This is a genomic window from Streptomyces sp. NPDC046900 (genome assembly GCF_040644975.1).
GTDB lineage: Bacteria > Actinomycetota > Actinomycetes > Streptomycetales > Streptomycetaceae > Streptomyces.
In genome coordinates, this window is record NZ_JBEYXD010000026.1 from 63,060 (window position 1) to 86,088 (window position 23,029).

General features: G+C 71.2%; 19 protein-coding genes and 1 pseudogene. 8 read left to right on the forward strand and 12 right to left on the reverse strand.

The window, feature by feature from the left end:
- Positions 1-129: 129 nt before the first annotated feature.
- From ABZ904_RS24575 to ABZ904_RS24605, 7 genes are all read right to left on the reverse strand, one after another.
- On the reverse strand, positions 130-1,641 hold the full coding sequence (locus ABZ904_RS24575; protein WP_361825524.1) for an HEXXH motif-containing putative peptide modification protein: 1,512 nt from the start codon (positions 1,639-1,641) through the stop codon (positions 130-132).
- Complete coding sequence (locus tag ABZ904_RS24580; RefSeq protein WP_361825526.1) at positions 1,641-2,849, reverse strand: FxsB family cyclophane-forming radical SAM/SPASM peptide maturase; 1,209 nt, start codon at positions 2,847-2,849, stop codon at positions 1,641-1,643. Before ABZ904_RS24580 ends, ABZ904_RS24575 begins: the two co-directional genes overlap by 1 nt.
- Positions 2,850-3,085: 236 nt before the next feature.
- Entirely contained in the window at positions 3,086-3,295 is a 210-nt protein-coding gene (gene fxsA / locus ABZ904_RS24585; RefSeq protein WP_359395800.1) for an FxSxx-COOH cyclophane-containing RiPP peptide, read from the reverse strand.
- Between the two features lie 26 nt (positions 3,296-3,321).
- Positions 3,322-6,705: an SAV_2336 N-terminal domain-related protein gene (locus tag ABZ904_RS24590; protein WP_361825494.1), complete on the reverse strand. Its 3,384-nt coding sequence runs from the start codon at positions 6,703-6,705 to the stop codon at positions 3,322-3,324.
- A gap of 5 nt (positions 6,706-6,710) precedes the next feature.
- Complete coding sequence (locus ABZ904_RS24595) at positions 6,711-7,742, reverse strand: MoxR family ATPase (protein WP_359395804.1); 1,032 nt, start codon at positions 7,740-7,742, stop codon at positions 6,711-6,713.
- Positions 7,743-7,850: 108 nt separating this feature from the next.
- Complete coding sequence (locus ABZ904_RS24600) at positions 7,851-10,106, reverse strand: trypsin-like peptidase domain-containing protein (RefSeq protein WP_361825496.1); 2,256 nt, start codon at positions 10,104-10,106, stop codon at positions 7,851-7,853.
- Positions 10,103-10,624, reverse strand: a complete 522-nt coding sequence (locus tag ABZ904_RS24605) for a CU044_2847 family protein (protein ID WP_359395808.1) — start codon at positions 10,622-10,624, stop codon at positions 10,103-10,105. The genes ABZ904_RS24600 and ABZ904_RS24605 overlap by 4 nt, the downstream gene beginning before the upstream one ends.
- Positions 10,625-10,791: 167 nt before the next feature.
- Between ABZ904_RS24605 and ABZ904_RS24610 the strand changes: the two genes are divergently transcribed.
- From ABZ904_RS24610 to ABZ904_RS24630, 5 genes and pseudogenes are all read left to right on the forward strand, one after another.
- Entirely contained in the window at positions 10,792-10,974 is a 183-nt protein-coding gene (locus ABZ904_RS24610; protein ID WP_128381182.1) for a DUF6104 family protein, read from the forward strand.
- A gap of 969 nt (positions 10,975-11,943) precedes the next feature.
- Positions 11,944-12,870: a DUF4097 family beta strand repeat-containing protein gene (locus tag ABZ904_RS24615; protein WP_361825498.1), complete on the forward strand. Its 927-nt coding sequence runs from the start codon at positions 11,944-11,946 to the stop codon at positions 12,868-12,870.
- Between the two features lies 1 nt (position 12,871).
- Positions 12,872-13,900, forward strand: a complete 1,029-nt coding sequence (locus ABZ904_RS24620) for a PadR family transcriptional regulator (protein WP_361825500.1) — start codon at positions 12,872-12,874, stop codon at positions 13,898-13,900.
- 54 nt (positions 13,901-13,954) lie between these two features.
- Positions 13,955-14,198: pseudogene (locus ABZ904_RS24625) on the forward strand (helix-turn-helix domain-containing protein); the annotation flags it as partial.
- Positions 14,199-14,423: 225 nt separating this feature from the next.
- Positions 14,424-15,074 carry a dihydrofolate reductase family protein gene (locus ABZ904_RS24630; protein WP_360995684.1) on the forward strand — a complete coding sequence of 217 codons (651 nt, stop codon included), beginning with the start codon at positions 14,424-14,426 and terminating at the stop codon, positions 15,072-15,074.
- Between the two features lie 186 nt (positions 15,075-15,260).
- Here the strand turns inward: ABZ904_RS24630 and ABZ904_RS24635 are convergent, their stop codons facing one another.
- The 4 genes from ABZ904_RS24635 to ABZ904_RS24650 form a co-directional block, all read right to left on the reverse strand.
- The gene (locus tag ABZ904_RS24635; protein WP_360995572.1) at positions 15,261-15,824 is read right to left on the reverse strand and encodes a Clp protease N-terminal domain-containing protein; all 564 of its coding nucleotides are present in this window, start codon (positions 15,822-15,824) and stop codon (positions 15,261-15,263) included.
- Positions 15,824-16,033, reverse strand: a complete 210-nt coding sequence (locus ABZ904_RS24640; protein WP_040248424.1) for an HTH domain-containing protein — start codon at positions 16,031-16,033, stop codon at positions 15,824-15,826. The genes ABZ904_RS24635 and ABZ904_RS24640 overlap by 1 nt, the downstream gene beginning before the upstream one ends.
- A 182-nt stretch (positions 16,034-16,215) precedes the next feature.
- Positions 16,216-17,181, reverse strand: a complete 966-nt coding sequence (locus tag ABZ904_RS24645; RefSeq protein ID WP_359395818.1) for a zinc-binding dehydrogenase — start codon at positions 17,179-17,181, stop codon at positions 16,216-16,218.
- Between the two features lie 444 nt (positions 17,182-17,625).
- Complete coding sequence (locus ABZ904_RS24650) at positions 17,626-18,849, reverse strand: NADP-dependent malic enzyme (RefSeq protein WP_361825502.1); 1,224 nt, start codon at positions 18,847-18,849, stop codon at positions 17,626-17,628.
- 539 nt (positions 18,850-19,388) lie between these two features.
- Between ABZ904_RS24650 and ABZ904_RS24655 the strand changes: the two genes are divergently transcribed.
- From ABZ904_RS24655 to ABZ904_RS24665, 3 genes are read left to right on the forward strand one after another with little or no spacing between them, the layout of a single operon-like run.
- Positions 19,389-20,354, forward strand: coding sequence for an ABC transporter substrate-binding protein (locus tag ABZ904_RS24655; RefSeq protein WP_361825504.1), 966 nt, complete (start codon positions 19,389-19,391; stop codon positions 20,352-20,354).
- Positions 20,355-20,383: 29 nt separating this feature from the next.
- On the forward strand, positions 20,384-21,313 hold the full coding sequence (locus ABZ904_RS24660; RefSeq protein WP_361825506.1) for an amino acid ABC transporter permease: 930 nt from the start codon (positions 20,384-20,386) through the stop codon (positions 21,311-21,313).
- A complete protein-coding gene (locus ABZ904_RS24665) occupies positions 21,310-22,110 on the forward strand; it encodes an amino acid ABC transporter ATP-binding protein (protein WP_359395826.1) in 801 nt (266 codons plus the stop codon). Before ABZ904_RS24660 ends, ABZ904_RS24665 begins: the two co-directional genes overlap by 4 nt.
- A 141-nt stretch (positions 22,111-22,251) precedes the next feature.
- Here the strand turns inward: ABZ904_RS24665 and ABZ904_RS24670 are convergent, their stop codons facing one another.
- Complete coding sequence (locus ABZ904_RS24670; protein WP_361825508.1) at positions 22,252-23,019, reverse strand: class I SAM-dependent methyltransferase; 768 nt, start codon at positions 23,017-23,019, stop codon at positions 22,252-22,254.
- Positions 23,020-23,029 lie beyond the last annotated feature (10 nt).

Here is a 23,029-nt window from a genome sequence, read left to right on the forward strand (position 1 = left end):
TTCCCAAAATCGTAGAACCTCCGCGCTGTGCTCCGGTAGGTCGCCGGCCGCAACCGACAACTGAGGCTTCGGTTCGTAGTGTGTCTTTCGATCTTTGCGCAAGAGTCCCCTTGGTGTGGGGACCTTCACTCATTCGGCCGCCGAAAGCCGAGGACCGTGCCGTTGCACCCACAGGGCACGCGCCACCTCGACGTATGCTCGCGCTTGGACGACATGGCCTCGAGGTGCGGGGATACCAGCCATCCGCTCGTACGTCCCGACCATCTCGTCTACGAACCGCCGACCTACCACGGTGAGTTCAGGGGAACCCACCAGCACCGGCAGTACTGCCCCCACCTGAGCCTGGTAGCGGGCGTGCAGAGTCCAGGCGGACTCCCGGTCGGCCTGGTTCACGGCGGCGAGTGCGCAGCGCTGATGAAAGTCCGCGAGCGCCAGGTGTGAATAGGCACCCTGCAACAATCCGTCATACGGTCGCGGATCGGGTCGCCAGGGGGCAAAGTACCTCTCCTCGCGAGCAGCCTGATGGAGTATCACCATGTCGCTCAGCGCTGCCAGTTTCGTGTGGTTCAGCTCGTGCACAAGCGTGGCCGCGAACACCTTGGGGGTCGGCGGGGTACTGCTGAGCAGAGCGCCGAAGGCCTCACGTCGCGTGCCGCTGCAACTGCCGGTGCCCCTGCCCTTCGGGTCGGTACCGGGAGGGACGGCCAGCGGGACCAGACAGCGCAGCAGGCCGACGGCCTCAGCCACCCGGTCCTCTCCCCCGATCTCCAATGCCCCCGCTGTATCCGCCCAGGCCTGCGCCCAGCGTTTCCGCTCGCCTTCGTCCAAGGTGGTCGGACCGCTCAGCCCGTGGTGGAGCGACCCGTCCCTCACCGTGCGGTATGGATCGAGGTCGTCCACAGCCATGGGTTCAGCACCCGGCACCAGACCCGGCAACGCATACGCAGGTGTCCACGCAGGTGAGCCCGACCAGGCGCCGACCCCGTCCTCCAGATGCACGACGATGTCGGAAGCCCCTGATTGACGCATGATCAGACGCCTGTCCCGGCAGAGGACGTCCACCATCGCGTCCCCGGACTGGACCGTGTACAACGCCCCCAGCGACGGCAGCGTAAGCACCCCGTCCCGCCCCCTCAGCCGCACGCTGAAGGAGATCCCGGCGCGAGCCGCGGCCACCGCGGCGGCGGCGCTGAAGTGGGCCAGGTCCCGTGCGAGTTCCCGAGCGCCCTCCTCCGTCGGCGGTCCCGGCTCCGCCTCCAGGCCGCGCAGGCAGCGCCTGGCCCAGGGGCCGATCAGCGGATGCAGGAGCCGGTCGCGGGCGGGTGAGCGGCGGGACACGGACACGCCGTGCGAGAGGCTCACGGGTCCGGGGACCGGCCCTGCCCCTTCCCGCTCCGGTCCGTAGCCCCCCGGCGGCCCCGCCCGGTCCGCCTGCACCAGCAACGCCCAGTCCTCCCGCATCCGTGCCCGCGCCCGGGGCGGACACACCGCGTCGTCCGCCCCCTCCACCGCGTCGAGCACCGCTCGCACCACCAGCAGTCGCCGGGTGTCCTGGTCGCGCACCAGGAGTGCGAGGGTGTCGGGGCCGCCCTCGGTGCGGCCGAGTTCGGTGAGGGCACGGTCGGGGACCGCCGGAAGTATCACGGGGTGCTCCCTTCGCAGGAGACGGCGGGGACGGACGCCCGGGGTGCCCGTGCCGCGCCGTCGGCGAGGCGCTTCGCCAGATGGCGGATGAAGCGCTGCAGGTCGGCGCAGTACACGGACGGGTTGGCGAAGCCGTTTCCGGCTCGGTAGCGGTGGGCGTAGTGGCCGCCGCCGCAGACGGTGAGCAGGGGGCACGCCCGGCATTGGGCCGCCAACGCGGCCGCGCCCGACTGCCGGGCCGCCACGCCCGGATGGCCCAGTGCGTCGTCGAAGCCGTGCCGGAAGACGTCCAGGCCCGTCTCCGCCGCGCCCTCGTACGCGGATTTCAGCGAGTCCACCTGTTCGATGGACCCGTCCGTCTCGACCACCACCGCGTCGAAGGGCGACAGGCCGAGCGACTCCGTTGCGGCCGGCAGGCCGATGAGCAGCGCCAGGCACTCCTCGAAGAGGCGCACCCGGGTCTCCCGCCGTGCGGCGTCCCACCATCGGTCGAACACGGCACACAGCCAGTCGCCGTAGAGCGTTCCCGCGCCGTCCAGGTGCGGTGGCGGGGCCGACCAGTTCCCGTGCGGCAGGAGAAGGTCCAGGGCCGGCGGGCGCAGGGCGAGCAGGGATTCGTACGTCTCCAGCGGGTCCAGCACGGGGTCCACCACCGTGAGGATTCCGGCGTACGACTCGGGGAACCGGTCCGCGACCAGGCGTGCCCCGCGTGCTGCGGCCGGCCACGACGGGCGGCCCGAGTGGTCGACCCGCCGCGCGTTGTGGGCGGCGAGGCCTCCGTCAAGGCTGATGCCGATGCGGATGCCGTGCTGGGACAGGGTGGCCACGCGGCGCTCGGTGAGGAGCGTGGCGTTGGTCTGGACGACCGGGTGGACGGCACAGGCGGCCGGGACGCGGTCACGGACGAGGTCGGTGAAGCGCGCGAGCGCCTCAGCGCCGGCGAGCAAGGGTTCGCCCCCGTGCAGGACCAGCGACACCGCAGCCAGGTCGTGGACGCGGGCGTGCTCCGCGATGCGGTGTGCGGTGCGGTCCAGGACCTCCGCCGACGCGGCGGCCGACCGGTCGCGCCAGGTGTGGTCGGGACCCTCGTACAGATAGCAGTACCTGCAGGCCAGATTGCACCGGCCGTTGACCTTCACGATGAACTGCCGGAAGGGGTGGCGCCCTTCACCGGCGACACTCGGAGATCCGGGTTCCTCCGGGATGTGCTCGGGAGCGGCGTTCGGCGACACTCCAGCACCCCCATGCCGTACGGCTCGTGCTGTGGCGGTTCGCCCCTCCGCGGCACGGCCCCCTACCCGTACAGGGGCTATGCCTACCCACGGGCCGGCGCAAACGCACTACGTTCGAAAGTGACTGATTGGGCAATACATTCGACCGAAAGTGATGCGTCACGGCGCCAGTCGGACCGTTCCCGATGGCGCCTAGGCCTCCGCTCCTCTCAGAAGGAGTTGTTGAAGCCCCACAGCATCTCGCTCGGCTGCGCCGCCCGCTCCCTCAACTCCTCCAGCACCTCGGTCAGCACCGGATGCCGGAGCGTCCTCAGCTCGTCCAGGTCGAGCCCGAGCAGATCCGGAAGCGGCTCCTGCGTGACCACCGGGCCCGCTCCCTCATCCGGCGCCCCGGAAGACGCTTCCTCGCGTATGTCCATCGCCTGTCCCTCTCCCCTCGCCCCGCTCACTCCAGCTCAGCCAGTCGCTGGGCCGTCTGACGTGCTGTCGGCTCGCCCGTGCCCACGTGGTCCTCCGGCAGCCTCGACCACTCCGTCCGGGCGGCCCGGTACGCCTCGCGGGCCGCCCGCGGACGGGCCGCCGCCTCGTAGGACATACCCCGCCAGTGGCGTGCCTGCGCGCCGAGTTCGACGGCTTCCCGGCGTCGACGATCCGTTTCGGCCCTCTCCTCCGCCTCACGGGCCGACTCGGCGGCGGCCCGGAACGCGTCGACCGCCTCGTCCAGGCGCGCGGGGCGGCCCAGACTCTGGTACGCCTCGAACTGCACCTGGCCGACCTCCAGCCAGCAGCGGGCGGCCAGCAGCGGTTCGTTCGCCTCCGCCGCCGCGAGCCCGAGGAGGTGTTCGGCCTCACGCAGATCGACCCGGTCGCCCCTGGCCCGGTAGCGGAGCATCAGGGCCTTGCCCAGCAGCAGCAGGCGGTGCCCGAGGTGCGGGCTGCCCGCAGGGGTCTCCGTGCGGCAGTCCCGCAGCACCCGGATCGCCCGGGACAGCGGCTCGGACGAGCGGTGACCGGTGTCCAGCCCGGCCCGGCGCAGCAGTACTTCGCCCCACTCGGCCAGCACATCGGCGTGCGCGGGCGCGTCCCGCGACATGCGCTGCGCCGCCTGCTCGAAGCGGTCCGCGGCCTGCACGAGTTCGCGCGGATCCCCCGTCTCGCCGTAGCGGGCCGCCCTGATGCGTCCGGCGCGCACCAGAAGGGCGGCGCGCAGACCCTGGTCCCTGGTGAGGCTCAGTGCCTCGTCCACGCGCGCCTGCGCGTCGTCCAGGGCTCCGCCGGACCTCAGCAGGGCATCGACCAGGTCGAGCAGGATGCGGACCCGCTCCCGGGGGCGCTCCCCGTGGGTCCCGCCGTCCGCCTCGGGGGCGGTCTCCAGGGCGTTGCGCAGCGACAGCGCACCCTGTTCGGCATAGCGGCGGGCCTGCTCCGGGTCGAGGGTGGCGTCCGACAGGCGCAGCAGGACCCGGCCGTGGGCGAGCGGCAGTTCGGGCGGCCTCCGGCTGAGGTCCGGCCAGGCGTCGGCGAACGCCTCCAGCATGCCGACGGCGCCTTGCAGAAGCGCGCTGTCGCCACCGAGGCTCCACTGCGCCTCCAGTGCGCCCACGCGCTCCAGTGTGAGCCTCAGCGCCTCGTCCTCGTTCAGTTCCGGGGCCGCGCAGGCCACCGCGTACTCGCGGTCCGCCCTGCGCAGCAGTTCGAGCGCGCCCCGCTCGTCGCCGCGTCGCCTGCGGTCGGTGGCGGCGGCGCGCAGCACCCGCGCGAGTACGGCCCGTTCGCGCAGGGCACGGGGGTGGGCCACGGCACGGTCGGCGGCCGTCTCCGCCTCCCGCAGCAAGTCCGCGCCGCCCAGCACCTCCCACAACCGCAGGACGCAGTGCGCGTACTCGGCCCACAGCTCCGGGTCGGTGCCGATGGCCGGCTCGTGCTCCGTGGCGCCCCGCAACAGCTGCACGGCGTCGATCAGGTCCTGGACCATGCCTTCCTGGTCGAACTGCTCGACCAGCGCACGGGCCCGTACGACGGCCTGGTGCGTCGGGCGCTCCGTGGCCGGCCCCGGGCGGCCCCGGCTGCCGTAGAGCGCCAGTTGCTCCGGCAGGGGCATGAAGCGCTCCAGCACGCGGGCGGCCACCTCCGCGAAGGGCTGGGGGACGAGGGTCGCGCCGCCGTTGTCGCCGTTCTCCTCCGGATAGGGGGCGCCGGGCGCATAGGGGCGCCCCGAGCCGCCGTTGCCCAGTTGCGCGAGGGCGAGGGCGGGGAAGTTGGGACCGCCCCTTCCGAAGCGCTGTTCGATGTACTCCGAGCAGTGCTTGAGCACCAGCATGGCCTCGTCCCGGCCGAGCGGTGACAGCAGGGACTCCTGGACGCCGGGCGCGAACTCGTACCACTGGACGCCGTCGGCGCCGTGGTCCTCCTTGGCACGTGAGAGCAGACCGCTGAGCAGGACCTCGGCCAGTTCGGACGGCCCGGAGCCGGGCAGCATGGTCCGCTGCACCAACTGCATCACCGGCAGGCACAGCGGGGCCGCGGCGAGGTAGACGGCCAGCCGGCCCGCGGCCGGGGAGGCGGTGGAGCGGAAGCGGCTGACCAGTTCCAGCGCGGACGGACGGCGGCCCGGGCGTGCCGCCGAGGCGGACGGCTGGTCGGCGCGTACCCAGCCCACGGCGCCGGCCACCGGACCGGCGCCCGCACCGGACAGCAGCCGCGCCCACGCCCCCAGGGCCACCGGCTCCGGCGGCAGCACCGGAACCGGGAGCGCACCGCGCCGGGAATCAGGGGACGGCCCGGCCGGAGTGCGCACTCGGAGCGCGGCGGCGCCGCCCAGCGTCTCTCCCCGGGTCAGTTCCCCATAGGTGACGGGAAGCCGGGTGCGGTTCCACATGCGTTGCGGCAGGGGCTGGAGTACGGCGGCGGGGGCCTGGCGGGCCAGGTGGTGCAGCAGACGGTGCGCACGGCCACTGCGCCAGAGCGGACCCGCGCAGTCGCTGACCAGGAGGGTGATACGGCGTCCGGTCGGGTCGCTGAGCCGGTCGGCGGAGTGCAGCGGTGCGGCCTCCGGTTCGGGACTGAAGCTGACCGCGGGCTCGCCGTCCGGACCCTCGTGCAGATAGCTGACCTGGATGTCCCAGAAGGCCCCCAACTGCGCGAAGACCTGCTCCAGTTCGGCGAACATCTGGTCCCACACCCGCATCGACGACGATGCGTCCATCACCAGCTGAAGCCGTGCGTCGGCCCGGGTCACCGCCCGGAAGACCGGCAGTACCAGACCTCCGGCGCGGGCGCTCCGCTCCGCCGTCGCCGTCTCGTCGAGCACCGACCTCAGCGGTGGCGCTGCGCTCCGGTACCCCTGCAACGGCCTTAATGCGCGCTGGAGTTCGAGCGGGGCGGGGAAGGCGGGGGCGACGGGCACACCGACGGGCAGCGCGGTGGCCCGTCCCTGCCCCCGGAACCTTTCCCCGCCCTGTTGGGGCACCGGGTACAGGGCGATGCGCCGGTCGCCTTCCGGCTCGTGCGGCAACGGCTCGGGCGGGAGCGGGTCGGCCTGGCCCAGGTCCGCGGCCGGGAGGCCCCCCGACGGCTGTTCGCCGGGCCGAACGGCGGGTACGGCCGGCCGCGCCGGCTGCTCCGGCGCCGCGTCTCCGGAATGCGCCGGACGCGTCCAGCGGGCCAGCCAGAGGGCGTCGCACAGCTGCTCGCCATCGGGATCGAGCCCGATCTCCCGCAGCACGGCCACGAGTTCGGTGATCGGGTCGGCCGGGGGTACGACGGGGCGTCCGGCGCCGGGTCCTTCGCCGGGGCGGACAGGACCGTGGCGCGCCGCTGCGTCGGGCATCACTCTCACCTCGGCCGGTCGAGTCGCTGGATGAGCAGGTCGGCCAGGCGTTCGCGGCTCGGCGGAGCGGCCGCGTCGGTGAGGTAGATGGCGTTCAGCAGCTGGTCGGCCGCGAGGAGTTCGCTGCGCGAACGCTCGAGGAAATGGCTGATCAGGTCGTCACCCGAACGGGCCGCCTCGTCGCCCAGGTGCGCGCGGACGAAGGTGGCGAGCCTCTTGTGGTCGGGGCGGCCGAGCTGGAGGTGGATGCAGCGGCGCATCAGCGGAGCCGGGAAGTCGCGCTCCCCGTTGCTCGTCAGGACGACGAAGGGGAAGGCGCGGCAGCGGACCCTGCCGTCACGCACGCGCACCTTCGTGCCGTCGGCGGTGAGCACCTCGGCCTCGCCGTCGGGCAACCGGTCGGCGATGCGTTCCAGTTCGGGGATGGCGAACTCCCCTTCCTCCAGGACGTTGAGCAGGTCGTTGGGCAGGTCGATGTCGCTCTTGTCCAGCTCGTCGATGAGCAGCACGCGCGGAACGTCGGACGGCAGCAGGGCGGTACCGAGGGCCCCGAGGCGGATGTAGCTGCCGATGCTCTCCGCCGATCCGGGGGAACCGGCCGCGGTCCCGAATCCTCCCTGCGCCGCGATCTGCACATCCTGCAGCCGGGCGATGGCGTCGTAGTGGTAGAGGCCGTCCTGGAGCGTCGAGCGGCTGACGATGGACCAGCGCAGGACGTTGCCGAGACCCAGTTCGTAGGCGACGGAGTGCGCGAGGGTGCTCTTGCCCGCCCCGGGGCTGCCGGTGACGAGGAGGGGACGGCGCAGATAGAGCGCCGCGTTGATCATCTCCAGTTCCTCGGCGCCGGGCCGGTGCAGTTCGGCGAGGTGCCGGTACGCGCCGAGCCTGCGGTCCTCGGACCCGTCGCCGTCGACGCCCGCGGCCGCGGCCTCCCGGCCCCTGAAGTCCCGCCACGGCGGAGGGTCGGGCAGCCGTTCGATCCCGTCGTGGGGTTCCCCGGCGCCTCGGTAGATGAGCCACTCACTGGATTCGGTCATGATCCGGTCCTCGTCGTCACTCGTCCGCCATGGCCGCCGAACGTGCTTCACCGTATCCATCCACAGGAAGCCTGGTAAGAGCGCGGTACAGCCTTCGGCGCGGTCGCTTCACGGTGCCTCCAGCAGGTCGTCGCTCCCCGGCAGCGGCCGGTGCGGGTCGTCGTAGAACAGGGCGATGCCCTCGGCCCAGTACGTCTCCGTCCGGCCGGCCCGGAGCCCCGCCCGCAACGTGTGGACCAGCTCCGGAAGCCGTTCGGCGCCGCCCGCCCCGGCGACCGTGTCGCCCGCCCGGCGGTGGAACTCCCCGCACACCGCGTCCCGTCGGCCGCGCCAGCGGCGCCACAGCGCGACGCCGAAGCCGCCGTGCACGATCCGCGTGAGCGCCACCGTGTCGTCCTCGAACCGCTGGTCGCCGTAGCGGCACAGGATCGGGATCGCACCGTGCGGCAGGCCCCGCAGCCGGTTCAGTGGCGGTACGGGTATCCGCAATCCGTCGTCGCAGTCCAGGACTTCGGGCCGGGCATCGTGCGAATGGACCCAGTGCCAGCGGGCCTCCCGCTCCCGCTGCTCCTCGTCGTCGGCGAGCGGGTCCTTCTCGTACGGTACGAACTCCGCCCCGTCGGGCAGCTGGTCACGGTCGGCCGAGCGCACGACGACAGGGCGTTCGGCGCCGAGCGGCGTGCCGTCCGGACCCAACTGCCAGGTGTCGACCGGCAGTCCGAGCAGCGTCCGGGGCAGCGCGACCTGCAGCAGGGCGGGCCGGCCGGGCCGGTCGCAGTGGCGGAAGGCTTCCGCGAGGGGGCCGACGAGCGGTCCCGGCAACGCGTCCAGCGGCAGCCGCTCGGCCTCTTCGAGGCGGACGACCTCGCCGTCGGGCCGGGCCACCGAGATCCGCCAGTCGCAGCGGTCCGGCTCCCAGCCCCGCTGGACGAGTTCGAGCAGTGCGCACGGGCGTGGCGCGCGATCGGCCGTGTGCGCCTCGACCCGCTCCCCGCGCGCGGGGTCGTGAACCAAGGACCCTTCGAGTCCGGGCGCAAGGTCGTTCGAGGGCGCGAACGCTGTGGAACCGGTCGACGCGGGTGTTGGCGCGACGGGGACCAGGTCCAACGGATCGCGCCTTCCGCGCTGCGGGGGCAGCGGGGCGGACCCCGGGCTGTGCCGTGGCCGGAGGAGATCGATCCGCCGCTGCGCCAGAATGTGCCGGTACCGCGTGCCGAGACCCTCCGCGCTCTGCCGCAGCCACTCCCACAGGGCCTGTTCCGCGTCCTGGGTGCCGGGCGTCTCGAAGGGCCGGTCGGCGGACATGACTCGCATCGCGTAGTCGATCACGAGTTCCAGCGCGCCGTCCTCACGGGCGCTCTCGTACAGTGCGCCGAGGCCGTCGCGCCAGCCGCGCGGAGCCGGCTGGGGGATCGCGGCCGCCAGACCCGGGAGCGACTCGAGGATGTCCAGCAGGCCGCGGGTGCTGGCCGGGGGCGGCAGGTCCGCGAGGCGGCCCAGTAGCTGGATCCGCTCGTCGGGACTGAGTGCGCGGCCGGGCCGTGCGCCGAGCTGGCCCTGCACATCGGCCCAGGTGGGACGCTCGGAGTCGGGGTGCCGCTGCCGGTCCCTGTGGTAGCGGTCGTGGGCGTGGAAGACGGCCTGGTACAGATCGCAGTGCTCGCTGCGGATCCCGTCCCGGGGCACGGCCAGCGCCCGTAACTGCTCGATCCCCGTGGACGTACCCCCGCTGCCGTGGTCCGAGCGGGACTTCAGGACGCCGATGACCTCGCCGCGCAGCGGGTCGATGACGGGGCCTCCCGAGACACCCGGCGGAAGGTCGTTGTGGCCGAGGCGCATCTGCACGCCCGAGGACCAGCCTCCCAGGGTGCCCTGCACCGAGAGGGGTCCGTCCATGACCTGCAGTTGGCCGCCCAGCACGGTCCAGCCCGCGTAGAACACCCTGCCTTCGCCGTAATACGCGGCGGCCCGCTCGGAGACGTAGACGCAGTCGTGGTCGACGGGCTCGCGGAGCCGGACGAGCGCGAGGTCCGGGGCGGGCCAGTTGCCGCGCACGGCCCCCGCCGGGCGCTCCGGGACCGTGGCCGCGACGGCGCCGGGCACGACGGAGCCACCGCGCCCCGGACCGTTCTCGTAGACCACGGCGACCTCGTCCCCCTCCCCGCCCAGTGCCACGTGCGCGCAGGTCAGAACCCAGTTCGGCGCGACGAAGAACCCGCTGCCGAGGAATGTTCCCGGCTCGTCGAGGGCATACCCGACCCTCGGGCTATGGATGCGCACGGTCGCGGCCATGACGAGTTCACGCAGCGCACGATGGGCCGCGTCGAGGCCGCTCGATGCGCCCCGGGCGTGCCCGTCCGTCATGCCCCGCTCCCGCCGCCGGCCGCATCGGCGCCGCCGTGCCCCCGAGCGCCGGGGGAAGCGCCCGCGTCCGGGACGCCGGCCGCGGGGGACGGTGTGGTCCCCGGTGTGTCGTCGCCCGTACCGGCGGTGGCGTCGAGCGTGCCTGGGGTGCCGTCGAGCGTGCCGGGCGGTGGCGGGCCACCGTTCCAGGTCAGGGTGACCGTGATGCCCGCCTTGGCCTCGCCGTCCGCGAGCAGTCCGACCACCTTGCCCGCCTTCGCGGTCAGCTCGATCCCGAACTCGACGCTGACCTCGTCGGGCCGTACGGCGCGGAGCGGTCCGGCCAGCGAACGCGCCACGCCGGTGATCACGGAGTGGAGGCTCTCGACCTGTGCCTCCACCCGGTCGGCGAAACCGGTGTCCGTGTACGACAGCTCCCCGGACGGCACCGCGAGCTCCTCGGCCCCGGATATCCGGGCCCACACAGGTGTTCCGTCCGGCATCTCGATGCGCGCTATCCGCGTCGACTCGTCCGCCATGGCATCCCCCGCTCCCCCGGACCCCCGTGATCCCGTCTGCCGCTGCGCAGGCTAGCGACACGGCGGACGAGACGCGAGAGCACAGCCGACCCGCGGGACCACCGCGCTCCCGCCTATCCTTTTCTTGTCCTCTCCTACCCCCTCAGCGAACCTCCGGAGCACCACCGATGTACTTCACCGACCGCGGTATCGAAGAGCTGGAGAAGCGGCGCGGCGAGGAAGAGATCACCTTCGAGTGGCTCGCCGAGCAGCTGCGTACGTTCGTCGATCTCAATCCGGACTTCGAGGTGCCGGTGGAGCGCCTGGCGACCTGGCTGGCCCGGCTGGACGACGAGGACGACGACGAGTAGCACCCGCGCCGCCCGCCCCGGCACCGCCACAGCGGCGCCGGGGCGGTGTTCTGCGTGCGCGGGGCCGCCTCCTGCGGGCGTCCGTCACGGTCGCGAGCGGTGGCGGGGCGGCCTTCTTCGGTGTCGGGCACGACCGTGGCGGCGGGGCCCCTCTGCGGGCGTCCGACACGGTCGCGAGCGGTGGCGGGGCGGCCTTCTTCGGTGTCGGGCACGACCGTAGCGGCGCCGGGGCCCGCCCTCTGCGGGCCTGACCACCGGTCGCGAGGGGTGGCGGGGCGGCCTCCTGCGACGTCGGGCACGGTCGCGAGCGGTGGCGGGCGGCGCCCGTCGGCGCGTCGTCTCGTGCTTGCCGGCGGGGTGCCGTACGCGAGCCGTCGGGAACCGGCCAGTGTGGGCGCGGTCAGTTTGTTGAGTTCGTCCGGGTTGCTCGATCGTCCGGCTTGCGCCCCCCGCGTGACTCGGGATCCGTCCGACTGCCCGGCGCGCTCCTCGCGTGACCTGTCCGTCGACGCTTCCGGGTGACCTGCCCCTCCGGACGGGCTGGCGCGTGATCACCGGCCGCCGCACGGCAGCCAGGTGCCGAGGCGGTGGTGGCCCTGTCGATCCGGCGGAACGACGGTGCACGGGGGCGGCCTTGATGGCGCCTCGCCGTTCTCCTGTGACTCGCACGCCCCGGGGCCTTCCGCCGTTACACCACCTTCGGCACACCGCCTTCGGCGCGCCACTTTCAGGGCGTTTCGGCCTCTTCCTCCCGTACACTCCCTCGTCGCCGGCGCGCGTCGCTACCCGTCCGCGCGTTCCCCCGAATGGGCGCCTTGACTTTCCCCAGCCGCGATATATCGTGAATTGCAGAAGACGCGATATGGCGCGTCGGGAGCCCCGTCCGCGGAGTCGTCCGGCGTCGTCGCGCATGTCCGCGCCGCCGTCCCTCGCGGATGCCTGTCCGCCCCGGCCGAGGAGGTCAGCACCATGTCAGAGTGGTCCGTCGCAGAGCCGAGGAAGCTCACTTTCGACGCCCCGGTGACGGCACTCCATGTGCGCATCGTCAACGGAACGGTGAACGTGGTGGGCACCGACGAGAGTTCCGCGCGGCTGGAGGTCTCGGAGATCGAGGGGCCGCCGCTCGTGGTGACCCACAAGGACGGCGCCCTCACTGTGGCGTACGAGGACCTCCCCTGGAAGGGGTTCCTCAAGTGGCTCGACTCCAAGGGCTGGCGCCGCAGCGCGGTGGTCTCCCTGGCGGTCCCTGCGTCCACCCGTGTGGCGGTGGGCGTGGTCGGGGCCAACGCCATGGTCTCCGGGATCGACGGCGGCTCCGATGTGAAGGGCGTGACGGGCGACACGACACTCGTCGGCGTCTCCGGACCGGTCCGCGCCACGACGGTGTCCGGGAGCGTCGAGGCCCAGGGCGTCAGCGGGGAGTTGAAGCTCAACTCCGTCTCCGGCGATCTGACGGTCATCGAGGGGACCTGCCCCGTCGTGAAGGCCGACTCCGTGAGCGGCTCGATCATCCTCGACCTCAATCCCACGAGCGGCCCCACCGACGCCCGTCTGACGAACGTCTCGGGTGAGATCGCCATCCGCCTCCCCCACCCCGCGGACGCCGAGGTCGAGGCGAACACGGCGAGCGGCGCGGTGTCCAACGCCTTCGACGACCTGCGGGTGAGCGGCCAGTGGGGCGCCAAGAAGATCACGGGCCGCCTGGGCGGGGGCACCGGCCGAGTGAAGGCCACCACGGTCTCCGGCTCCATCGCTCTGCTCCGTCGGCCGCCCGCCGAGGACGAGCCCTGGGACGCGCCACCCGCGGACCGCTCCGCAGGCGGCGACACCACCGTCTCGTCAGATCGTTCCTCCAACGGCACGACCGCCGGTCCGACCGAGCAGAAGGGGCTCTGACATGCCTCCCGTCTTCGCCCATGGACGACTGCGCCTCTACCTGCTGAAGCTGCTCGACGAGGCGCCGCGCCACGGCTACGAGGTGATACGGCTCCTGGAGGAGCGCTTCCAGGGCCTGTACGCGCCGTCCGCCGGCACCGTCTACCCGAGGCTGGCCAAGCTGGAGGCCGAGGGCCTGGTGACGCACACCACCGAGGGCGGTCGCAAGGTCTACGCGATCACGGACGCGGGCCGCGCCGAACTGTCCGAGCGCAGCGCCGAACTGGCCGATCTGGAACTGGAGATCCGGGAATCCGTCGCGGAGCTGGCCGCCGAGATCCGCGCCGACGTCCGGGGGGCTGCGGGAGACCTGCGCCGCGAGATGCGGGCAGCGGTCTCCGAGGCCCAGCGGGGCACCAAGGGCCACGGGGATGCGTACGGGGGGCACACCGACCAGTCCGAGAAGGAGGCGTGGCGCGTCGCCAAGGAGGAGATGCGCCGCGTCAAGCAGGAGTGGAAGGACCAGGCGCGGCGCGCCAAGGACGAGAGCCGGCGGGCCCGTGAGGAGGCCGAGCGCGCCCGCCACCAGGCCAGGGAGGCCCAGGAGCGGGCGCGCGCCCAGGCGCAGGAGGATGTGCAGCGCATAGCCCGCCGGGTGCAGGAGCAGGTGCAGGACCACTTCGCGCGCGGCGACTGGCCGACCGGCGTCCGAGAGGGCATCACCGAACTGGCCAAGGAGTTCGGTGAGTTCGGGAAGGAGTACGGCTTCGGACGCGCCGGAGCCGCTGGCACGCCGAAGGCCCCGGATGCCCCGGAGTACTCGACGACCTCCGAGGACTTCCCCGGAGCGTACGAACCCTCCTGGGCGCACGAGGATTTCTCGGGCGACCCGGCCCGTGCCCTCGACCGGCTTCTGGACCGCTTCCGCGACGACATCCGGGACGCGGCCCGCGACCACGGGGTGACGGAGGACCAGCTCCGCGAGGCCCGCCGCCATCTGTCGACGGCTGCGGCTCATATCGGGGCGACGTTGCGGTCAGGAAAGAGCTGACACCTCTACCGCGGGGCCGGACCGCGGGCGCGGCGCCGCCTGGGCTGCCACGGGATGCCTCCTTCCCGGCTGCGCAGGTCGACCGACCAGGAAGGGCAGAAGCTGCAGCAGATCGTGCGCCGGGGCAGCACCATTTCGGTGCGGTACCGACGCGCGATGACGCTGCTCGCTTCGGCCGGCGGCAACCAGGTGCCCGTGATCACCAAGCTGGTGCAGGCCGACGAGGACACCGGAGGACACCGTCCGTGACGTGATCCATCGGTTCAATGAGATCGGCCTGGCCTGCCTGTCGCCTCGGCTGCCCGCGCGCAACCGACAGTCCCACCTCCGCGCGTCTCTTACCGGCTCGACGCCGCGCTGGCCGACACGGGGACGCCGCCGAACGACGCACGTGAACTCTCACGCCGGGCACGCCTTGGAAAAAAGTCAGGGGCCGCTGTCGATCCGGCCACATCCCGTTCGACGACCTGATGTGGGGCACTTCGCCACACGAGGTTGCGACCAGGACCTGATGAGGAAACACATGGATCAGCTACTGAGACTCATGAACTTCAACGTCTCGAGTGACGGGATCGGTGCCGGTGAGCACCAGCACCAGAGCTTCGAGAATCCGTTCGGCCTCGCCCATGCTGAGAGGCTGTTCGCCTGGGCCGGCGCCACGGCGAGCTGGCCCAACCGCACCGACCCCGGCGGGAGCCGTGGCCTCGACGACTACTTCACGCGGGACTTCGCACGCAACATCGGCGCCGAGATCATGGGCCGCAACAAATTCGGCCCCCAGCGTGGGCCCTGGCAGGACCATGACTGGCGCGGCTGGTGGGGTGACGAGCCCCCGTTTCGCACCCCGGTGTTCGTCATGACCCACCACAAGCGTCCTTCGATCACGCTCTCCGACACCACGTTCCACTTTGTCGAGGGCAGCCCGATCACGGTCCTCGAACAGGCGCGGGAGGCGGCGCAGGGCAAGGACGTCCGACTCGGCGGCGGGGTCACCACCGTCCGGCGGTTCCTTGATGCCGACCTCGTCGACACCCTGCACGTAGCGGTCTCGCCGGTGAAGCTCGGGTCCGGCCTGCGCCTCTGGGAGTCGCCCGATGAACTGCTCGACCGGTTCCATCTCGAGGTCGTGCCCAGCCCGAGCGGCGTGACGCACCACCTGTTCTGGCGAAAATGACACGAGGGACCACGCGGGAATCTCAGCACGGCCCATGCGAGCGTCTCAGCAAATGAACGCGTAGTTGTGGGCGAGACACCCCTACAGACGGCGGTACTCGCCCACAACCATCAACCAGCCGCATGGGCAGCGGACCTGCTTGGCTGCCGTGCGCCGCAAGGGCAGCATCCCGCCGGAGGACTCGCCTCACCCGGCCTGTGCCGCTCGCCCACCCCACAGCACGCGCTCGACGCCGGCATGGGTCACTCCGTGGTCGGCGAGGACCTCGGAGGGGATGCCGGGGCGGAGAGTCAGGGCGAGCAGCAGGTGCTCATCGCCGATGTGCCGGTCGCCATGCGCGAGGGCGGTGCGCAGAGAGACGGTCAGGAGCTCCCTGGCGCCCCGGTCGAACGGACGGCGTCCGGCTCGCCGTGCGCTTCCCGCACGGCCGGTGGCCAGCGCGCCCTCGCCGTGCGTCTCCTCGACCCGGGAGACGATCTCCGCGAGGTCGATGCCGAGCCCGGCGAGGGCATCGGCGTCGGCCCGGGAGAGGCCGCCGCGGCGGCGAGCCTCGGCGAGCTCCCGCACCACCGCCTCGCGCCGCCCGGTGAGCCCGAGTGACGCCAGGGCGAAGGCGGCCCTGCTGCCCTCACGGTCGAGGAGGGCGAGCAGCAGATGCGCTTCCTCGACGCGCGCCTCACCGGCCCGTTCACAGTGCTCGACCGCTCCGGTGACCACGGCGCGGGCGTCCTTGGTGAACCGTTCGAACATCACTGCCTCCCGTACTTCTTGTGCACGGCCTGCCTGCTGACTCCGAGTTCCGCGGCGATCTCCTGCCACGACCAGCCCTGGTTGCGCGCGCTGCGCACCTGTACCGCCTCCAGCTGCTCCAGCAGCCTCCGCAGCGCGGCGACGGCCCGCAGCCCGATCCGTGGATCACGATCGCCCGCGCGCTCGGCGAGATCCGTTGCTTCGGTCATGCTGTCAACTTAGGTTGACGCACAGGGATTGTCAACCCTAGTTGACAATCCAGGGCCTGAAAAACCCGCGGCGGGCTCGGAAGGTCCGAGCCCGCCGCGGGCCTACAGCCCACAGCTGACAGCTATCAGCTGACAGAGGAAAAGATCGCGGCCGCCCGGTGGGCGGCGGACCAGAGCGGCGATCAGTTCCCGGTCAGCACGATCTTGCCGAACTGCTCGCCCGACTCCAGGCGTTCGAAGCCCTCGCGGGCGCGGTCCAGCGGAAGGACTTCATCGATGACGGGACGCACTCCGGTGGCGGCGCAGAAGGACAGCAGGTCCTCGAGTTCGTCCTTGGTGCCCATGGTGGAGCCGACGACCTTCAGTTCCAGGAAGAAGATTCGGGTCAGTTCGGCGTGCGAGGGACGGTCGCCGCTGGTGGCACCCGAGATGACGAGGGTGCCGCCGGGCCGCAGCGACTTCACCGAGTGGGACCAGGTGGCGGCGCCGACGGTCTCGATGACGGCGTCCACGCGCTGGGGCAGCCGCGCTCCCGACTCCAGCGCCTCCACGGCGCCCAGTTCGAGGGCACGCTTGCGCTTGGCCTCGTCACGGCTGGTGGCGAAGACCCGCAGCCCCGCCGCCTTGCCGAGCGCGATCGCGGCGGTCGCCACACCGCCGCCGGCACCCTGGACGAGAACGGAGTCGCCGGGGCGGACGCCCGCGTTGGTGAAGAGCATGCGATACGCCGTCAGCCACGCGGTGGGGAGGCAGGCGGCCTCCTCGAAGGAGAGTTCCTTGGGCTTGGGCAGCAGGTTCCATGTGGGTACGGAGACCTGTTCGGCGAAGGTTCCCTGGTAACGCTCGGTGAGGATGGAGCGGGGCTCGTCGGGGCCGACGCCGTGACCGGTCTGGCCGATGACGGAGTGGAGGACGACCTCGTTGCCGTCCTCGTCGACGCCGGCCGCGTCGCAGCCGAGGATCATCGGGAGTTTGTCCTCGGAGAGGCCGACACCCCTCAGGGACCAGAGGTCGTGGTGGTTCAGGGAGGCGGCCTTGACGTTCACGGTCGTCCAGCCGGGCCTGCGCTCGGGGGCGGGACGCTCTCCCAACTCCAGGCCGGTCAGGGGTTGGTCGCGGTCGATACGGGCGGCGTAGGCAGCGAACATGACCTTGACGATAGGCTCCGCGGTTGCCGTAGGGAACCTGGCCCGGCTGTGACGCGTGTCCCCGAGGGGGCGCACAGCTGTCGTACTGCGGCCCGGAGCGGGAGAGATGCCCGGGACGGCACGGGCGGTGTCGGGACGTCTCCCGCCGGCTCCGGCAATGCGCCGGGAAGAGGGGGACCCGGAAGGTCACCCGCGTGGACAGGCGGCCGCAAGGGCAACAGAGAATGCCGCTGGGCCGCGATCCCGACCCCGCACAGACACACGGGCCGACGACCCGCGGTGGGGCCGACAAAGCAAATCCAGCCCCACTTGGATGGCGGGCACCCGAACGCAAGCCGCTCGGGCACGTGGGCGACCGAACGCCACCCGCACCAGCGGGCCGCAAACGGACCCGGCCCCACAGAGGTGGACGGGCCCGCATGCAAGCCCGTCCACCCGGAGGAGCTATCGGCGCGCGACTCCCTCGGCCCGGGCCGCGGCGGCGACCGCCGCCGTCACCGCCGGGGCCACCCGCTCGTCGAAGGGCGACGGGATCACGTAGTCGGCCGCCAGGTCGTCGCCGACGACCGCCGCCAGCGCCTCGGCCGCGGCGATCTTCATCCCCTCGGTGATACGGGACGCCCGCACCTGAAGGGCCCCGGCGAAGATGCCCGGGAACGCCAGCACGTTGTTGATCTGGTTCGGGAAGTCGGACCGCCCGGTCGCCACCACGGACGCGTACTTGTGCGCGACGTCCGGGTGCACCTCGGGAGTCGGGTTGGCCATCGCGAAGACGAAGGCGCCCTCGGCCATCGAGGCCACGGCCTCTTCCGGAACCGTGCCGCCGGAGACGCCGATGAAGACGTCGGCGCCCGCGAGGGCCTGCTCGAGCGAACCCGTGAGTCCGGCCTTGTTGGTGAACCCGGCGACGTCCCGCTTGACGGGCGTCAGGTCCTCGCGGTCGAGCGACACGACACCCTTGCGATCGGCGACCACCACATCGCCGATCCCCGCTTCGATCAGCATCTTCGCAATGGCGACCCCGGCCGCGCCCGCGCCCGAGATGACCGCGCGCAGCTCACCGATGCTCCGCCCGGTCAGCTTCGCCGCGTTCCGCAGGGCCGCCAGCGTCACCACGGCCGTGCCGTGCTGGTCGTCGTGGAAGACCGGGATGTCCAGCCGCTCCTGGAGCCGGCGCTCGATCTCGAAGCACCGCGGTGCCGAGATGTCCTCGAGGTTCACGCCACCGAAGGAGGGCGCGAGGCGCACCACGGTCTCGACGATCTCGTCCACGTCCGTGCAGGCGAGCGCGATCGGGACCGCGTCCACCCCGCCGAACTGCTTGAACAGGATCGCCTTGCCCTCCATCACCGGGAGGGAGGCCTCGGGGCCGATGTCACCGAGGCCGAGGACGGCCGTACCGTCCGTCACCACCGCGACGACCGACGACTTCCAGGTGTAGTCGTGGACCAGCTCCGGCTGTTCCGCGATGGCGGTGCACACCCGGGCGACCCCGGGGGTGTACGCGAGGGACAGGTCGTCCTTGTCGCGGACCGGCACGGTGGCCTGCACGGCCATCTTGCCGCCGCGGTGCAGCGCGAACACAGGATCGAAGGAATCGTGGGGCTCGGCCCCGCCGTCCTGATCCGTATTGCTGTCGCTGCGAGGATTGACGATCTCCGCTGCCACTGTGTTGAACCCCTTAGATGTTCATGGTTTGAGGGTGACCACCCCTGGTTGAGGGGTGGGCGGGACCGCGTATGACCTTGAGAACTGATGGGTACGGGTGCATACGCGACGGCGCGCCGCACACGCGCCCTGAGCCCCGGATGAGGGGTGTAAAGAACCTTCTTACCCGACGGATGGTGTCCCGGACGAGTCCATAACACGAAGGTCACACGCCGGTGAGATGACTCATGGCCGAAAATGCGGACAAGTCGGCAACGCACCCACCCCGTCATGATCACACGCGCGGAGCGAGATCGTCCGGATCCCGGGACGCACCGAAGATCTTCCGGCCGGAACGAAGGATTCCCGCACAAGGTCCGGCGTCGGTCTGGGTTCGAGGCGGTTCGGGGGTCACCCGTTATCCGATTTTGACATCGCTGGTCCCCTGAATAACCGAATCCAAATGGCAAGATGCCTCAACCACACGAGGTCGCGACACCCGAAGGTGTGTGTTCTCGTCGACCCCATCGGCACAACTGATCCCGCCGGAGGAACCCACCATGGCCGCAAGCTCCACCCGTCGTACGACCGCCACGCGCTCCCGGATAGCCGCGGTCGGCGCCGTCGCGGTCGCGGGCACCCTGCTGGTCGCCGGCTGCGGTGACCACACCGACAAGAGCACCAACAGCGGCGACGGCAGCTCCAGCCCGGCCGCGGCGCCGCTCGCCGACAAGCTCCCCAAGGACATCCGGGACGCCGGAGTCATCAAGGTGGGCTCCGACATCGCGTACCCGCCGGTCGAGTACATGGAGGGCGGCAAGGCCGTCGGGATCGACCCGGACATCGCGGACGCGCTCGGCAAGCAGCTGGGCGTGAAGTTCGACTTCCAGAACGGCAAGTTCGCCCAGCTCATCGTGGGTCTGCAGGCCAAGCGGTTCAACGTGGTGATGTCCGCGATGAACGACACGAAGGACCGCCAGAACGGCATCGACTCGGACACGGGCAAGAAGGTCGGCAACGGCATCGACTTCGTCGACTACTTCACCGCTGGTACCTCGATCCTGGTCCAGAAGGGCAACCCGAAGGCGATCAAGACCCTGGACGACCTGTGCGGCAAGGTCGTGGCCCTGCAGCAGGGCACCACGTCGGAGGGCATCGCCAAGGCGCAGAGCACGAAGTGCACGAAGGACGGCAAGAAGGCCATCACGCTGCAGACCTTCGACACCGACCCCGAGGCGCTGCTCCGCCTCAAGCAGGGCGCGTCCGTCGCCGACCTGAACGACTTCCCCGTCGCGGCGTACAACGCGAAGACCTCCGGCGGCGGCAACGACTTCGAGGTCGTCGGCGACCAGATCGAGGCCGGCCCGTACGGCATCGGCGTCAGCAAGGAGAGCACCCAGCTGCGCGACGCCCTCCAGGCGGCCATGGCCGCGATCATCAAGGACGGCGAGTACCAGAAGATCCTGGAGAAGTGGAACGTCACGGACGGTGGGGTCACCGAGGCGAAGATCAACGGCGGCTCCTGAGCCTCAGGCACCACTGAAGGGCTGTCACCGTGACTGACACTGTCGACAAGACTCCGGCGCCGACGGTGCCGCCGGAGCAGATCAAGGCCATTCCGGTTCGCCACTACGGCCGCTGGGTGGCGGGCGCGGCGGTCATCGCCATCCTGGTGCTGATCGGGATCGCCTTCTCCAACGCCAAGATCAACTACGGCGTGATCCCGGACTACCTCACCGACGGGACGATCCTGTCCGGCGTCTGGCACACGCTGTACATCTCCGTGCTCGCCATGGTGCTGGGTCTCGTCCTGGGCGTGATCCTCGCCGTGATGCGGATGTCGTCGAACCCGGTCACCAGCAGCGTGGCCTGGTTCTACGTGTGGTTCTTCCGCGGCACTCCGGTCCTGGTCCAGCTGCTGCTCTGGTACAACATCTCGCTCGTGTTCCCCATCCTCAACCTGGGGTTCTACAAGGACGAGATGAACCAGGTGATGACCCCGTTCCTGGCGGCCCTGCTGGGACTCGGTCTGAACGAGGCCGCGTACATGTCCGAGATCGTCCGGGCCGGCATCCAGTCGGTCGACGAAGGGCAGACGGAGGCGTCGCACGCTCTGGGCATGACCCAGGGCAAGACGCTGCGGCGCGTGGTCCTCCCGCAGGCCATGCGGGTGATCGTGCCGCCGACGGGCAACGAGTTCATCAACATGCTGAAGACCTCGTCGCTGGCCTACGCGGTCCAGTTCAACGAGCTCATCAAGCGGGCTCAGGACATCTCCAGTACCTCGCTCGCGGTCGTGGAGATGTTCTTCGTGGCCTCGATCTGGTACCTGATCCTCACCACGGTCTTCAGCATCGCCCAGTACTACATCGAACGCCGGTACGCCCGCGGTTCGTCGCGCAGCCTGCCGCCGACACCGCTTCAGCGCCTGAGGAAGAACCTCCGCCTGTTCGGTTCGTTCCGCCGCCCGGAGGTGGCCCGATGAGCAGTCTCAGCAAGGGCATCGCCCCGAGCACGACCGGCCACCCGATGGTCAAGGCCGAGGGGGTGCACAAGTCCTTCGGCCTTGCGCACATCCTCAAGGGCATCGACCTGGAGGTGAACCCGCGTGAGGTGTTCTGCCTGATCGGCCCGTCCGGCTCCGGCAAGTCCACCTTCCTGCGGTGCATCAACCACCTGGAGAAGATCAGCGCTGGCCGGCTGTACGTCGACAATGAACTGGTCGGCTACCGGCAGAGGGGCGACAAGCTCTACGAGCTCAAGGAGAAGGAGGTCGCGGCCCAGCGGCGGAACATCGGCATGGTGTTCCAGCGCTTCAACCTGTTCCCGCACATGACGGCGCTGGAGAACGTCATGGAAGCTCCGGTCCAGGTGAGGCGCGAGTCCAAGGCCGTGGCACGGGAGCGCGCGGAGCGGCTCCTGGACCGGGTGGGCCTCGGAGACCGGAAGGGGCACTACCCCGCCCAGCTCTCCGGCGGCCAGCAGCAGCGGGTCGCCATCGCCCGGGCGCTGGCGATGGAGCCGAAGCTGATGCTCTTCGACGAGCCGACCTCGGCCCTCGACCCGGAGCTCGTCGGCGAGGTGCTCGACGTGATGCGGGACCTGGCCGAGGACGGCATGACGATGATCGTCGTCACGCACGAGATGGGCTTCGCGCGTGAGGTCGGCGACTCGCTGGTGTTCATGGACGACGGCGTGGTGGTCGAGGCCGGCCACCCGCGCGAGGTCCTGACGAACCCGCAGCACGACCGAACCAAGTCGTTCCTGTCGAAGGTTCTGTAGAGCACGTCGCGGACTGCGCAGAGCAAGACGTGAGCGGGCCCCGTGTCGCAAGGACACGGGGCCCGCTCACTTCGGCGATACGCCGAGCCCGGCCCGCCGCGGCCGGTACCGCAAACGCGGTGAAACGGCAGCCTGTTGCCCCTACTTCAGCGCGAGCAGGAGCGTGTCCGAAGGCGAGCACCACACCGGGCGGGCCTCGGCGAAGCCCTTCTCGCCCAGTACGCGCGCGTGCCACGCGGCCGAGGGCGTCTCCCCGTCGGCGTGGGCGCCGTAGATCTCGAAGCGGCGGGCGGTCGGCGCGGCGAGAACGGGGTCCTCGGCGGCCAGTCGCCACCACTCGGCCCAGTCGAGGGCACCGCCCCGCATCGCCTGGTCCATGCGCAAGTGCCGGAGGGCGCTCTCGGCCGCGTTGATCCGGGGCGTGGTGTCGTCGATCATGTGGTCGGCGTTCATGAAGACACCGCCATGGCGGACGAGTTCCGCGAGCCGACCGTAGAGGCCTTCGAGGGGGTCCTTGCGCAGCCAGTGGAGGGCCGTGGCGGTGAGCACCGCGTCGTACACGTCGTGCGGCAGACGCGCGGGCCAGCCGGGGTCCTTGAGGTCCGCCTCGACGAACGTGACGCGGTCGTCGCCCGCGAACGTGCCGCGCGCGATGGCCAGCAGTGCGGGATCGAGATCGACGCCGGTACTGGTGGCCCCCGGGAAGCGGTCGAGCAGCCGGGCGGTGATGCTGCCCGTGCCGCAGGCGAGGTCGAGCACCCGGGGTTCGGTGCCGACGAACGCCTCGACCATGTCGAGCATGATCCGGAAGCGTTCCTCCCGGTCGGGCATGTACCACTCCTGCTGTCGGTCCCAGCTCTCCTGCCAGGCCCGCCAGTCGGTCGTCGCCGTGGTCTCCGTGTCCGCCATGCCGCCCTCC

Coding starts and splice junctions, on each gene's coding strand:
- ABZ904_RS24670 (WP_361825508.1), bottom strand. CDS start 23,019: ATGGCGGACACGGAGACCACGGCGACGACCGACTGGCGGGCCTGGCAG.
- ABZ904_RS24620 (WP_361825500.1), top strand. CDS start 12,872: ATGCCTCCCGTCTTCGCCCATGGACGACTGCGCCTCTACCTGCTGAAG.
- ABZ904_RS24655 (WP_361825504.1), top strand. CDS start 19,389: ATGGCCGCAAGCTCCACCCGTCGTACGACCGCCACGCGCTCCCGGATA.
- ABZ904_RS24635 (WP_360995572.1), bottom strand. CDS start 15,824: ATGTTCGAACGGTTCACCAAGGACGCCCGCGCCGTGGTCACCGGAGCG.
- fxsA (WP_359395800.1), bottom strand. CDS start 3,295: ATGGACATACGCGAGGAAGCGTCTTCCGGGGCGCCGGATGAGGGAGCG.
- ABZ904_RS24595 (WP_359395804.1), bottom strand. CDS start 7,742: ATGACCGAATCCAGTGAGTGGCTCATCTACCGAGGCGCCGGGGAACCC.
- ABZ904_RS24590 (WP_361825494.1), bottom strand. CDS start 6,705: ATGCCCGACGCAGCGGCGCGCCACGGTCCTGTCCGCCCCGGCGAAGGA.
- ABZ904_RS24600 (WP_361825496.1), bottom strand. CDS start 10,106: ATGACGGACGGGCACGCCCGGGGCGCATCGAGCGGCCTCGACGCGGCC.
- ABZ904_RS24630 (WP_360995684.1), top strand. CDS start 14,424: ATGGATCAGCTACTGAGACTCATGAACTTCAACGTCTCGAGTGACGGG.
- ABZ904_RS24640 (WP_040248424.1), bottom strand. CDS start 16,033: ATGACCGAAGCAACGGATCTCGCCGAGCGCGCGGGCGATCGTGATCCA.
- ABZ904_RS24615 (WP_361825498.1), top strand. CDS start 11,944: ATGTCAGAGTGGTCCGTCGCAGAGCCGAGGAAGCTCACTTTCGACGCC.
- ABZ904_RS24665 (WP_359395826.1), top strand. CDS start 21,310: ATGAGCAGTCTCAGCAAGGGCATCGCCCCGAGCACGACCGGCCACCCG.
- ABZ904_RS24605 (WP_359395808.1), bottom strand. CDS start 10,624: ATGGCGGACGAGTCGACGCGGATAGCGCGCATCGAGATGCCGGACGGA.
- ABZ904_RS24610 (WP_128381182.1), top strand. CDS start 10,792: ATGTACTTCACCGACCGCGGTATCGAAGAGCTGGAGAAGCGGCGCGGC.
- ABZ904_RS24645 (WP_359395818.1), bottom strand. CDS start 17,181: ATGTTCGCTGCCTACGCCGCCCGTATCGACCGCGACCAACCCCTGACC.